Raw genomic sequence first — 12,993 nt, 5'->3', positions numbered from 1 at the left:
TTATGCTACTTTTCTACTATTTGTATTGCTTCCGCTTTTTTTACTTGTCATATAAGAGATTGCTAGTACAATCACAGTTGCGATAATCACATAAATAAGTGCTGAATTTTGTTTTCCTTCAAATACAACTTGATGGAATAAACCTGCAAGTGATCCACCTAAAATTGGACCTACTACTGGAATCCATGCATACTTCCAGTTTGAACCGCCTTTTCCTGCAATCGGAAGGAAGAAGTGTGCGATACGCGGACCTAAATCACGTGCTGGGTTAATTGCGTATCCTGTTGTCCCACCTAATGATAAACCAATACTTACAATTAAGAAACCTACGATAAATGGATTTAATCCATCTGCAAATTTATTTGCACCAATTGCTAATATACCAAATACTAAAACGAATGTTCCAATCATTTCACTTAAAAGGTTTGCAAATGTGTTCGGAATTGCTGGACCTGTTGCAAATACGCCTAACTTTGTTCCTGGATCTTCCGTTTCTTTCCAGTGTGGTAAGTAATGTAAATATACGATAACTGCCCCGATAATTGCCCCAATCATTTGTGCTACGATATAACCTGGTACGTCACTCCATGGGAACGCTCCCTTAAATGCTAGTCCTATCGTTAAAGCTGGATTCAAATGTGCCCCACTAATTGATCCAACCGCATACGCTGCAACCGCTACTGCTAAGCCCCAGCCCATTGTAATAACAATCCAACCTGAATCTTTCGCAAACGATTTCTTTAAACTTACACCAGCACAAACGCCGCCACCAAGTACGATTAACAACGCAGTCCCTATTAACTCTCCTAAAAATGCTGACATAGTATCCCTCCACAATCAATTTAAACGCTTTCAAATGTGATAGAGGTAAAATGAATGGCCATTCGTTTTTGTCAAAAGAAAAAGACCCACAGCTTGCACGCTTCTATATAAATTTATATAGAAACAATGAAATGTGGATCTCTACTTTTCTCCGTCACGTTTATTAACTTGTCTATAATGTTAACCGTAAATGAAAGCGGTGTCAACGAAAAAATTCACATTTTCGTCACTTTTTTCGGTAATGTTTCCATAGTTCACGTTTTGATGTCGTAATCGCTGTCGCACCAGCGTTTAAAGCTCTTTCCACATCTTCTACAGTACGAATAAAACCACCTGCTAAAATCGGTACACCTGTACGCTCTTTCACTTCAGCGATAATATCCGTCATTGCTCCTGGAAGCACCTCAATATAATCCGGTTTTGTCTTATCTAAAAGATTGCAGCTCTTCTCCATCGCACTCGAATCGATTAAAAAGATGCGTTGTATTGCCACAACACCTTTTTGCTTCGCCTTCATAATAACGCTCGCCTTTGTTGAAAGTAACCCGTACGGTCTAAACTCCTGACATAAATATTCCGTCGCATGCCCATCACTCTGCAAACCATGAATTAAATCCACATGTAAAAACACCTTTTTACAATATTGCTTCGCAAGCGATATAACACTCTTCAATTGACCGACATGAATATCTAAAATAACGATATATTCATACGAACTATGTAATAGCTTTTCCAAATCTTTAATTTGCCTCACTGCCGGCAAAATCTTCTGTTCATGAAATTCCATTCTAAATGTCCCGATACGATAAATTTAACTAAATCTATACAATTCAATCAAATTTACACGAGTTAGTGCTTCATCGTGTTCTCGCAACCCCGAAGGGACGAGGGGTATAACACTCCACACGAGGCAGTATCGTTACCTCCTATTATCAAGCATTTATTTTACCCATCTTGATAAATTTATCGCAGCATTTACATCCCTATCGTGATGGCTATTGCATGGAACACAACGCCACTCACGTATTTTTAAACTCCACTGTCCTTCTGGTTGAACTGAATGGTCGTATTTAACGCCGCAACATGAACAAATCTTGCTTGAGGCGAACCATTTATCAGCTTTTACATACGCAATGCCATACTTCTCGCACTTATATGATAAACATTGAAAGAAGAAGTTTAATTTTTGAAATAAAAATGCTTTCGATAGTTTTTTGTTTTTTAACAGGTTTGAGATAGATAAGTCTTCCACAACAATTCTCATTGGTTTGGTTTTCACCAATCTAGCTGTTGCTTGATGGATATGGTTATTTCGGATATTCGTAATTTTTCTAGATAACCGCAGGTGCTCAGCTTTCGCTTTTTCATATCCAGCAGATTGAATTTTCACACCTTTTTTAAATCTCCTAGACATATCTCTTTGCGCTGACTTTTTCCTTTTCAAAAGTTTTTTAACCTTGGCATCTTTGTTTATATTTCGTTCTTTCATACCATTAGAAGCTACAAAAAGCTCTTTTAAACCAACATCCACACCAATCGACTCATCGGTTAATTCTTGTGATTCAAAGTCTTCTTGGAACCCTACACTCATCCACCAGTGACGACCGTCAAAGGTAACTCTTGGATTGGATGGTTTTTTATTCCTTGGTAGTTGTTGGCTTGTTTTCACTTCTCCAATAGACTGAATATGAACTACTTTCTTTCCTATAACCAGTCTTTCATAATTGGCATAAAATCCTTGGATTAAATCTTTTTTGGATTTATAAGAAGTGTGATAACCATTTTTGTACTTTTTGAACGAATGTTTTCTCGCAGTATCAAAATCTTTTGAAGCCTGTTTAGGAACTTGTGCATTAATGTCTTTTAACCACTCATATCTCTTTCGCTTCTTGATCTTTGTAAATCGTTTCTGTAAAGCTAACTGTGAAACAGATTTTCCAAATAGCTTATAGTATCTATCACTCATTCTTTTACAATAGTTATAAGCGAATCTTGCAGCTCCAGCATGGTTTCTAAGCACTTTTTCTTGTTCAGGCGTTGGAATCAGTCTGACTTTCTTCGCTAATATCATCAGAATGTAACTCCTTTAATGAAAGATTTGTTCTTCTGAATCGTAGCGTGTTCCACCAGCATTCTCGTAAGACTACTCGGATGCAAACCTGTTAATTCTGATACTTGACTAACTCGTGAAAATTTCATTATTATTCTTACCTCATTGAACCCGCGATAGCACATGCGTTCGATAGATTCGATGAGGTTTGATAGATTTGATTAAATTTATCTCGTTCAACTAAGGGCGCAATTCCTTAGCCAGTTCTCTTATGAACTTCTCATATTTTCACATGAGCGCAGACTATATGTTTATCTCTTTAGAGATAGAGGATTTTTCCACCACCATAGGCTTGTGATGTACTCTCGTCAGTTATACGAGATAGTCGTTGAACGTTCATCTTATCGCTTTTGACTTAGATGATTCGAGGCGGAAGACCCATTGTTCTAGTGTTTAGGATTTAACCTTGCACCATCTGATTGATTTTTTCTGCTTTCGCAACATTCACGCTCGCCATTTCTAGCCACGTTGTAGTTCAATCAGCTTTAGGGATTGCCCGCAGTTAACCCTCACTACTAGCCAATCACTTGACTAGCAGGGCTTACTGATATATTTAATTAACTTTGGTTATAAATGGTTAAATAAATCGTAACAGTTAGTTACCCTTCCTATCTATCCTTTATAGTACACAATTTGAGTAGAAAGAACAGCTAGTGCAGAGAAATTATTTCCTCTATCTATATATTTTCTTCAACTTATCCGATCCCATACCACCTATAATCATGAATACAAGGGGCAAAAGATTCATTACATATGGCGCATCTGCTACAATTGTAATACTTGCTCCAGCAAACTTATTTAGCATCCATACAACGATTTTTGCAATAAACAAAAATACTCCTATCATAAATAGACTATCAAAAAACACCTTCCATTTTGGATACGCCAATTGCTTACTATCTTTAATTATTTTCTGCGTCAATTCTTCATCACTCCTTAGCAGTTCATCAATTGTAATACCGAACAGATCGCTTAAATGAATAATAATTTCAATGCTCGGATAGTTCTTTCCCGTCTCCCATTTCGAAACAGATTGCCTACTTACATGAATTTTTTCAGCCAAATCATTTTGCGACCAATTTCTTTTTTCCCTTTCTTCTTTTAAACGCTCACTAAAAATCATACTGTGTTTATCACCTCTCTATGCCCATTATGTTCAAATAAATGATGAAGAGTAAAGCTAGTTATCGTTGCATTTCCTGCGCAACTTATGCGTTACAGCTTATAATAGCGCTATTTAATATGGATCTTCCCTATACTATGCTCCAATAATAATTTCCCGAACAATAATACAAGGGACGGATACTAATAAAGTGAAACTTTAATCAGCCCTCACTAATCGGGCTTTTACGGACAGCCCGCGCCCCACCTAACTTCTTTGATTCCGCTGAATTTTGAGGTGGGTCTTACTGCCCGGCAAATAGCGGGATAAAGACTAGATTAGGCATAAAAAATACGCCATCCCTTCTTATCAGTCTCCAGAAAGAATAACGCAAATTTTCATTTTTACTCATCATTTTTCGGACTATATGAAAACCCCGGGTATTTCACAACAGGCCACTTCTTCTTACGCAGAGAATCCATTACTTGCGGGCCAACATGTATATTACTCTCCACTATTTCTTTAGGAGTCAGTGCCATCCATTGATTTAACGATACATCTTCAAAACGATTGCTTCTGAACATCTCTAAAAACCATAATGTTTCGGTACCTGTATTTTGAATATAATGCCCCGTCGCAAACGGTACATATCCGACATCGCCAGCTCTATAATCAAATGTACGAGCGGTACCATTTCCAAGAAACACAGTCATTCTCGCTTCCCCTGTCAAATAATATTGCCATTCATCATTATTCGGGTGCCAATGAAGTTCTCTCATTCCACCAGGCTCAACCTCAACGAGCGCTGCTGCGATTGTTTTGGAAATAGGGAAATTTGTGGAATCTACAATTCGAACGCTACCACCAGGCGTCTTAATCGGCTTTTGTTTTAACAATTCATGTTTAAATGTTAAAGGAACTTCTCCTTTCGGTGATTGAACTTCCTGACTTTCAAGCGAACCTGGCACCTCTCCTTGATAAATATAAACTTGATCTGAAGGGAGAGAACGAAAAACACTCTCAGGTACGCCAAAATTAGCCGACAACACTTCTTTTGGCGTATGCGCAAACCAATCAGAAATAGCTAAAGTAGATAAATCAGAAAAATGCCCATCATCGAAAACGAGTAGAAATTCACAATGTTCCAATCCTTGAATGGAATGCGGAATACCAGGAGGAAAATACCAAAGATCACCTGGTCCAACATCAGCAATAAAATTCCGTCCATTTTGATCAACAGCCGTTATGCGTGCCCGTCCTAAAAGCATATACGCCCATTCCGCTTCTTTATGCCAATGAAGTTCTCGTATTCCACCGGCCGTTAAGCTCATATTTACCCCAGCAATCGTCGTCGAAACCGGTAGTTCCCGAGCAGTAATCTCCCGAGACCACCCGCCTTGTTTCAAAATCATTGAAGTGTCCGAGAATGAAAACTTCAAGTTAGGAACTAACCCTGCATCCGTTATAGGCGGAACAAGCATATTCGGATTTTGAATATCCCGCATAACATTACGAGGTCCAGAATCAATTGCACCTGCTCCGTCGCTGCGGATTGGTTGTGGCACATTCCTTCCTGCTTCATTAACAGTACGTTTCTTCATGATTACACTCCTTTTTCATCCGGTTATGAAGTAAAAATCCTCCATCATAGTGTATGAATTGGGCTTTGAATGGTTACTTTTACTATAGATTCGGCAATTTTCGCTCTAACAGTCTACTACCCATTACTATTTAAAACAGAAGATGGACAACAAAGACTTTAAGTAAAATGCAAAAAACGCCCTCTGTTTCAGAAAGATTAACAGAGGGCGTTTTCTTTTTTTTACATAAAGTGTCCAAAAGTCTTTCCTTTGTCATACTGATTACACCCTTTTTTAGAGGGCCAATATTAACACTCTCTTTTTAAAATTCCATATCAAAATCCCTTATATTATTAACAGCGACAAAAAGGAATACCATTCTATCCAAATAGAACAGCATTCCTTTTTATAAACAGTATTTAAAAATTATTATTTAAGGTATTTCCCCAAATCATCTAAGTTTCTCGTATGATTTAGAATGATTACATACTCAACTTCAACTTCTGTTACTACCATTTCTAGTACTTGATGGACTTCAATATAATCATTTTCATATTCTTTTGCCGAAGATACAATCTCTTCTAAGGTTCTTACAAATGTTTCAGCACTCCAGTCTTTTGTTGACAACGCCACATAGGTTTGAAATTTTTTTGTATTCATGTTAGTTCTTATCTCCTCCAACAACAATAAAACTATATATTCATTATTTTAAATATAAAATACCCTCAAGCAAATATCAATTTTTTCATTTAATAAGTCTTCAATTTTAAAATGACAGCTAACAAACGAAACCTATACTTTTCTCTTATACAAATATTTAACATAATAAAAAAGAAGAGAAATACAATATATTTCTCTTCTTTAAATGTAATCTATTAAAGCAATACCGAATCTTTATCACTATCCTGATTACGTTTCTCACGCTCTTCTTCTAAGCGCTTCATATATACTTCGCCTTCTTTTTCAATAAACTCATTATCCATATCTTGCTCTTTTTTCGAAGTATATAAAACCATGTAGCCACTTAGTACAATCCCGACAATTACAAGATAAACCCACCATGGTAAAGTTTCCAAATCACTTCATTCCTTTCCTTAGACAAGCCTTATTAGTTTCACTTTATGAGGAAAGAAGTGGATTTATGCTTAAAATTTTTATTGTGGATGCTTCGCGAAAAATGCTTGTACATATTCCATAAACTCAATTGGTTCCTGACGAAACGGTGCGTGGTATCCTTTTTCAATAATATGAAACGTACTATTCGCAAATAGCCCATGATACAGTTCACCATTTTTCCAAGAAACACTCTTATCATGTCGTCCCCATATAATTAAAGTCGGTACCTTAATTTTATCTGCTTCCATCGCAATGCGGCGCTCTCTCATTTTCGTAAGCTGATCATAATGCTCTTTATCATCCCGACTATTTTTCACTTCATTTTTATTATACTTCGTAATCTCAGTTACAGTTTGTAAGTCCGTCGATAGCGGTGGTACTTCATAACTTTCTTTTTGCTGGAAAGACTCTATCCCTGTGGAATCCGCCAAGATGAGATGCGTCACTGCATCCGGATATAAATACGCTAAATTAAGGGACATCTCTCCGCCCATTGAATGGCCGAGCACCGCAAACTGATCGTATCCGAGCTTCTTCATTAACTTATAATATAAATTCACTTGCGCAGGAAACGAATACTGAAAATCAATAGGCTTAGAAGAACGCCCAAACCCTAAAATATCAACCGCAATAATCGTATGGTCTCGCGCTAGTTCTGGATAAATATCACTAAACCCATCAGAAGAACCACCAAACCCGTGAAACATAAGTAACGGAGGTTTCCCCTCACCAATTTGTTTAAAATAAATCGTTTGCCCATCAATTTGCGCCATACTCTCTTTCGTATTCAGCTTCATCATAACAGTATCTTTCACTTCTCCAACCTTCGCAATCGGCTTCTCAACGAAGTTACAAACAATTAACAAAACGAGCACAATACCGCTAATCATATAAAACTTAAACCGTTTCAAAGTTCCCGTCTCCTTTCTCTTGTTTCTATTTAAAGTTTTTACATTTTTTGGTTGTTTTATGTTCTCTTTTTAATTGTAACTGATATGGTTACAATTATACTAAAAAAATATAACTCATTTCTATTACTAATGGTTATTATGTAACTATTATAGTTACACATTTAAAGTAAGTCAATTCTTTTCTCTGCATGGCCTGAAAATAGAAAAAGGGACTTCATGTTGAAGTCCCTTTCTTTGTTATTATAGTTGGCTTACTCCGCCGTCGCCTTTATTATCTGCTGGTGCTCCTCCTGTGTCGCCAATGTTAACGTAGTCTGGTCTTGCTGGTGCTCCTCCTGTGTCTCCCTTATTAAAGCTAACATATTTTAGTCTTGCCGGTGCTCCGCCTGTGTCTCCCTTATTAAGAGCAATAGTATTAAAATCGTGGGAACCTAAAACTGAAAAAGTAAATGCAAATCCAATTAATGCTAATACAATTTTTTTCATTATTTTAACGCCCCTTTTGCCACCTGTTTTTTCCTTGATTCATTACTCATGCGATAATATTTACTAGCCTTTTCATAATTGTTTATATTATAAAATTGATCTGCTAAGCGTTCTGTATATTCCTGAATACAGTCAAACAATTCTTCTCTTTCAAAGTAAGAAACTCCCGCTATAACAGCCTCCTCTAATGCATCAACATTTGTATTCATTACATTTAAAACCATGAATCGGTATTGATATTCTTGATTCTTCAACTGATTACAAATATGTAATCCTTTACTTATTATGACACTAGCTTTTTCAAATTCATTTATTTTTAAATATTCATCAGCTTCCAAGTACAGTGCTCTAAAATGATTAGGGGCTTTCTTTGTTACTTCGGATAAATGCCGAATTGCTAATTCTGATAAATTCTGATTTGCATATAGCAACCCTAAGTTATTTCTAACCATTAAAATATATTTTTCATGGTCAATTTGTTGAAAAATATTTAGTGAATGATTAAATATCTCCTCCGCTAACTCAAATTGATTTAAATCAACATAGCATAACCCCAATATATTCTCACATAAAGCCAAATTAATCTCATATCCTGGTTGCTTCGTAAAATCTTCTTTTGCCTTTTTCAAGTAATCAATCGCATTGATTTGTCGATAAGAATGATAATAGAAATTCCCCATCCGATAATTAAACTCCGCATGTTCTATCGGATCTGCAATATATTTCAATAACTTCTCAGCTTGCTCATACTGTTCTTTCGCTTCGTTATAATTTGAAATTAATGTGCAATGAAACCCTTTAAAAAAGTGATAATAATAAGCTAAAAAGCCCTCTGTTGGAATTTCGAAAGATTCCACTTTATCAAAACTATCTTCTCTAACTGAAATCCAATCAACTAATGCATCATATCTAAAATTCAACAACGCATGATAAAGTAATACATCCTGATCCACGTCCAACCCACTAATCTTACTTTCAATCTCCTCTTTCATTTCCGTAGCCTTCTCTATATTTTGCTGTAACATTACACGATACCAATCATCTAAAGAATGTCTCATTTGCTCCCGCGTTACTACATCTGCTCCCATACACTCGCATCCCCTTTTCTCCAAAATTACAAAATTAGGATTTTTATACAATTATCAAAATTGTATATTACCACTCCTTTTCTATGTATTGAAAAATAATTATCAGAAAATTAAATATTTTAATTAATTATACCAAACTTTTCCTTTTTAATAACTTGAGAAACAATTGTCAGAAAACTTAACAGGACAAATAAAAAGCAAGCAATTCCAGCACTCCGCTAAAACTACTTGCTCTCCTACTTATTATCTCTATTTTTACTCTTTAATAAATTCCTTCGTACTTCTCACTGTATCAATTGGACGAACTAATTTTTCAATTTCTTCACGTTTTGGCTCTAGGAATGGAGGTAAAGATAATTTTTCGCCAAGCGTTTCGTATGGCTCATCTCCCATAAATCCTGGGCCATCTGTTGCGAATTCAAATAAAATTTGTGGTGCAACTCTTGCATATAATGATTCGAAGAAGTGACGGTTTACATATCCAGATGAAGGAAGTCCTACGCTACTGATTCTCTCAATCCATTCTTCTAATACAGCGCGATCTTCTACGCGGAATGCCGCATGATGCACTGTACCAAAACCTTGTTGTGCTTCAGGAAGAACTGTATTATGTTCTACAATAACAGATGCACCGTTTCCGCCTTTGTTCACTTCAAATAAATAGAATTCCCCTTCTTGCGCAACCTCTTTAAATAATAGAACTTTTTCTAACACTTCTTTGAAGAAGCTAAAGTTTGCAATACGGATAAATACAGGTCCTAAACCAGTGATTGCATATTCTAATGGTACTGGCCCGTTTTGCCACGGTGTACCTGATTCGATTCCTTTATCAAGTTCATCTGAGATTAATTGATATTGTTGGTCATCAAAGTCAACGAAAGAAAGAGTTTTCTTACCAAATTGCTCTTTAATTCCTGTATGTTCTACTTCAAGACGGTCAAAGCGTTTCACCCAATACTCTAATGCTGCATCAGTCGGAACACGGAATGAAGTTTTTGAAATTTCATTTGTACCGTGTACTCCTTTCGGAACACCTGGGAAATCAAAGAATGTCATATCTGTTCCTGCACTCCCTTTATCATCTGCAAAGAATAAATGATACGTTTGAATATCATCTTGGTTTACTGTTTTCTTAACTAAACGCATTCCTAAAACGTGAGTGAAAAACTCATAGTTCTTTTCTGCACTACTTGTAATCGCTGTAACGTGGTGAATTCCTTTTAATTGGTTCATTTTATATTCCTCCAATGTTTTTTAATTTATATTTTCTCTCCTATTACTTCTCTTCAATAGGTGCTAAATTCGCTTCAATCTCTGCACGCTGATCTTCTAAGAACGGTGGTAAATCAAGTTTTTCTCCTAAATGTTCCACATCTCCATCAACTGTAAATCCTGGTCCATCTGTCGCAATTTCAAAAAGGATTCCGTTTGATTCACGGAAATATAAGCTTTTAAAGTAGAAACGGTCGATGATTCCTGAAGAATGGAAGCCTCTTTGTTTCACCTGTTCTTCCCAATAAGCAAGCTCTGCATCGTTTTTCACGCGAATTGCTAAATGGTGAATGCTGCCTCGGCCCGGCTTTTCAGTAGGACCATCTAAATATTTCACAACGATTTCTCCAAAAGCCTCTCCTTTAATGGATTGAAAAATTGCTTCCTCTTCGCTGTGGCTAACCTCTGTATAACCAAACATCTCTGTAAGTGTACTCGCCATTTTATCAAGTCTACGAACTGTCATTTCCACAGAACCCATTCCTTGAATTTGATGCTTTGCAGGAACTTCTGATTTCTCCCAAGTTTCCCAGTGCTCCACTTTTTCTCCGTTTGAAACGATTAGTACTAAGCGAAGACCTTCAGCATCCTCAAATTGCAAAGCAGGACGATTTGCATATGTTGTTATTTCACTATGTTTTACATCAAATTCCTCAAATCGCGCTTTCCAGTAATGCAAACTTTCCTCTGAAGGAACGAGTAATCCAATTCGAGTAATCGAATTGGTACCGCGATATGTTCTTCCTACTAATGGAATTTCAAAAAATGATAGCTCCGTACCTGGACTTCCTGTTTTATCTCCATAAAATAAGTGATACATTGATGGATCATCTTGGTTTACTGTCATTTTCACGCGACGTAAACCAAGTACATTTTTATAAAAGTGATTATTTTCATTTGCATTTTTCGTAACCATTGAAATGTGATGATGCCCTTTAATTTTATACATTGGTTATTCCTCCGTTTCGTTTTACTAGTCAAGTGACAACTAAAAAAATAACATTTCCCACAACTAATATGGTGTTTAGCTTTTCAATTTATTCTTAATTATGTTTTTGTAAATTCATCTTAGTTTTTACTGAATAAGTTACTTTGTTTTGTAAGTCGAAAACAACTGATTGTATGTTTTTATATGACTCAATTGCTTTCGTTACTATCACTTTACACCTCAAGTGATTGAAAAGCAAGTGAAAAATCTCGAATTCAAGATTTTTTTGTTAAATAACATTTAGGGTGTAAAATCATTAATTTCTGGATAGCGTCACATCACTATCAAGCTAAAGACTCAAAGCTCTCCATGCCCATCAAGCTACCAAGAATACACTACCCCAAAACGATAAAAATGAACTTCGTTGCTATAAAAGACAACTTTTTTGTTCCGAGGGAATTATAGAATTTTATATCTTTACAATTATTTATGGGGAGTTAATTCGTTTTTTTCAAGAATAAGTAATTTCTTAAATAGAAGTTCACGTACCTCTTCCTTATGATAATTAATTTTTGTTGATTGATAAGAAATTTAATGAATGATTATTCGAATATGCTTTCGTAAATGTTAAATGTAGTTTTTGGATAATGTTTGGTCAAGTTGATACTAATACCCTCGATAAACGAAAGAAAATTAAGAGTGTTCCGAGAAAAAGTAATTAAAAAACGCTCATTTACAGAAGAACATTATTCAAGTGAAGCCCTCTATAATTCAATTACAACTCCTTGAAAGTTTATGATACTATCCTGATCACACTTTTTATATTTAATGTTTTAAGGAAAAAAGCTATACTATAAGCGAAACTAAAAATCAGAAAGGAAATACCATAACATGGAAAATTATATGCTATTTATCCTTACAGCACTCCTTATTATAATGATGCCTGGTCCCGGTTTTGCTTTAGTTACAAAAAACACTATCTCTCATGGTAGAAATGGTGGGATAAAGACCGTCTTAGGAACGGTATCTGGAATGATGATTCATACAATAATGGCTACACTAGGACTCTCTGCTATCTTAATGAAATTTGCTATGCTATTTACATTAATAAAATATGCCGGGGCATTTTATTTAATTTATTTAGCTGTAAAGTCAATTAAAAGTGCCTTTTCTAAAAAAGAAGAGATGTCAGGTTCAGTGGAGATAAACTCTAAGGATATTGGAACGGTTAAAAGTTTTAGACAAGGATTTACCACGGCAATCTTAAACCCAAAAACGGCTGTATTTTTCCTTAGTTTTCTACCCCAATTTATTGTGAGTAATCAAAGTCATTTCTTCCAATTTCTTTTGTTGGGATTCACATTTACGACTTTGACAGCAATATGGTATTTACTTTATATCTCTCTAATACGTCAATTAAGAACTTTTTTAAGAAAAGAAAAGGTGAACCGTACAATAGAGGGTATTACTGGCACAGTATTATTAGTATTTGGAGTTAGGCTATTTTTCCAAAAATAAATATGTAATAGAGAGCGTTTAAAACTTTCGGTTTTTCCAATAAATGAATCAATATAAAAA

General features: G+C 35.6%; 14 protein-coding genes. 1 reads left to right on the top strand and 13 read right to left on the bottom strand.

Features of this window, described 5'->3' with window-relative positions:
* From glpF to N2V79_RS05115, 13 genes are all read right to left on the bottom strand, one after another.
* Complete coding sequence (glpF, locus tag N2V79_RS05175; protein WP_001272200.1) at positions 1–822, bottom strand: glycerol uptake facilitator protein GlpF; 822 nt, start codon at positions 820–822, stop codon at positions 1–3.
* Positions 823–1,048: 226 nt separating this feature from the next.
* Entirely contained in the window at positions 1,049–1,609 is a 561-nt protein-coding gene (gene glpP, locus N2V79_RS05170; RefSeq protein ID WP_340719639.1) for a glycerol uptake operon antiterminator GlpP, read from the bottom strand.
* A gap of 153 nt (positions 1,610–1,762) precedes the next feature.
* The gene (locus N2V79_RS05165; RefSeq protein WP_053565085.1) at positions 1,763–2,893 is read right to left on the bottom strand and encodes an RNA-guided endonuclease InsQ/TnpB family protein; all 1,131 of its coding nucleotides are present in this window, start codon (positions 2,891–2,893) and stop codon (positions 1,763–1,765) included.
* A complete protein-coding gene (locus tag N2V79_RS05160) occupies positions 2,893–3,021 on the bottom strand; it encodes a hypothetical protein (protein WP_000672787.1) in 129 nt (42 codons plus the stop codon). The genes N2V79_RS05165 and N2V79_RS05160 overlap by 1 nt, the downstream gene beginning before the upstream one ends.
* Positions 3,022–3,605: 584 nt before the next feature.
* Complete coding sequence (locus N2V79_RS05155; RefSeq protein WP_053565086.1) at positions 3,606–4,055, bottom strand: helix-turn-helix domain-containing protein; 450 nt, start codon at positions 4,053–4,055, stop codon at positions 3,606–3,608.
* A 383-nt stretch (positions 4,056–4,438) separates the two neighbouring features.
* Positions 4,439–5,635, bottom strand: a complete 1,197-nt coding sequence (locus tag N2V79_RS05150; protein ID WP_064532775.1) for an oxalate decarboxylase family bicupin — start codon at positions 5,633–5,635, stop codon at positions 4,439–4,441.
* Positions 5,636–6,043: 408 nt separating this feature from the next.
* Entirely contained in the window at positions 6,044–6,274 is a 231-nt protein-coding gene (locus N2V79_RS05145; RefSeq protein WP_001093032.1) for a hypothetical protein, read from the bottom strand.
* A gap of 215 nt (positions 6,275–6,489) precedes the next feature.
* The gene (locus N2V79_RS05140) at positions 6,490–6,690 is read right to left on the bottom strand and encodes a sporulation YhaL family protein (protein ID WP_000449223.1); all 201 of its coding nucleotides are present in this window, start codon (positions 6,688–6,690) and stop codon (positions 6,490–6,492) included.
* 78 nt (positions 6,691–6,768) lie between these two features.
* Positions 6,769–7,641, bottom strand: a complete 873-nt coding sequence (locus tag N2V79_RS05135) for an alpha/beta fold hydrolase (protein ID WP_064532771.1) — start codon at positions 7,639–7,641, stop codon at positions 6,769–6,771.
* Positions 7,642–7,881: 240 nt separating this feature from the next.
* Complete coding sequence (locus tag N2V79_RS05130; RefSeq protein WP_340719638.1) at positions 7,882–8,127, bottom strand: hypothetical protein; 246 nt, start codon at positions 8,125–8,127, stop codon at positions 7,882–7,884.
* Entirely contained in the window at positions 8,127–9,215 is a 1,089-nt protein-coding gene (locus tag N2V79_RS05125) for a response regulator aspartate phosphatase (protein WP_340719637.1), read from the bottom strand. The genes N2V79_RS05130 and N2V79_RS05125 overlap by 1 nt, the downstream gene beginning before the upstream one ends.
* Positions 9,216–9,470: 255 nt before the next feature.
* Positions 9,471–10,448: a ring-cleaving dioxygenase gene (locus N2V79_RS05120; RefSeq protein ID WP_001072581.1), complete on the bottom strand. Its 978-nt coding sequence runs from the start codon at positions 10,446–10,448 to the stop codon at positions 9,471–9,473.
* A 43-nt stretch (positions 10,449–10,491) separates the two neighbouring features.
* Entirely contained in the window at positions 10,492–11,436 is a 945-nt protein-coding gene (locus N2V79_RS05115) for a ring-cleaving dioxygenase (RefSeq protein ID WP_340719636.1), read from the bottom strand.
* An 870-nt stretch (positions 11,437–12,306) separates the two neighbouring features.
* Between N2V79_RS05115 and N2V79_RS05110 the strand changes: the two genes are divergently transcribed.
* Positions 12,307–12,933, top strand: coding sequence for a LysE family translocator (locus N2V79_RS05110; protein WP_053565093.1), 627 nt, complete (start codon positions 12,307–12,309; stop codon positions 12,931–12,933).
* The last annotated feature ends 60 nt before the right edge of the window (positions 12,934–12,993 follow it).

Source organism: Bacillus sp. CH_70 (genome assembly GCF_038007045.1).
Taxonomy (GTDB): domain Bacteria; phylum Bacillota; class Bacilli; order Bacillales; family Bacillaceae_G; genus Bacillus_A; species Bacillus_A cereus.
The sequence above is the reverse complement of the archived record's forward strand: the minus strand, read 5'-3'. Positions and strand labels throughout refer to the sequence as shown.

Bases quoted from the DNA above. Each gene is read 5' to 3' on its own strand.
- glpF (WP_001272200.1), bottom strand. From the start codon at position 822: ATGTCAGCATTTTTAGGAGAGTTAATAGGGACTGCGTTGTTAATCGTA.
- glpP (WP_340719639.1), bottom strand. From the start codon at position 1,609: ATGGAATTTCATGAACAGAAGATTTTGCCGGCAGTGAGGCAAATTAAA.
- N2V79_RS05165 (WP_053565085.1), bottom strand. From the start codon at position 2,893: ATGATATTAGCGAAGAAAGTCAGACTGATTCCAACGCCTGAACAAGAA.
- N2V79_RS05160 (WP_000672787.1), bottom strand. From the start codon at position 3,021: ATGAAATTTTCACGAGTTAGTCAAGTATCAGAATTAACAGGTTTGCAT.
- N2V79_RS05155 (WP_053565086.1), bottom strand. From the start codon at position 4,055: ATGATTTTTAGTGAGCGTTTAAAAGAAGAAAGGGAAAAAAGAAATTGG.
- N2V79_RS05150 (WP_064532775.1), bottom strand. From the start codon at position 5,635: ATGAAGAAACGTACTGTTAATGAAGCAGGAAGGAATGTGCCACAACCA.
- N2V79_RS05145 (WP_001093032.1), bottom strand. From the start codon at position 6,274: ATGAATACAAAAAAATTTCAAACCTATGTGGCGTTGTCAACAAAAGAC.
- N2V79_RS05130 (WP_340719638.1), bottom strand. From the start codon at position 8,127: ATGAAAAAAATTGTATTAGCATTAATTGGATTTGCATTTACTTTTTCA.
- N2V79_RS05125 (WP_340719637.1), bottom strand. From the start codon at position 9,215: ATGGGAGCAGATGTAGTAACGCGGGAGCAAATGAGACATTCTTTAGAT.
- N2V79_RS05120 (WP_001072581.1), bottom strand. From the start codon at position 10,448: ATGAACCAATTAAAAGGAATTCACCACGTTACAGCGATTACAAGTAGT.
- N2V79_RS05115 (WP_340719636.1), bottom strand. From the start codon at position 11,436: ATGTATAAAATTAAAGGGCATCATCACATTTCAATGGTTACGAAAAAT.
- N2V79_RS05110 (WP_053565093.1), top strand. From the start codon at position 12,307: ATGGAAAATTATATGCTATTTATCCTTACAGCACTCCTTATTATAATG.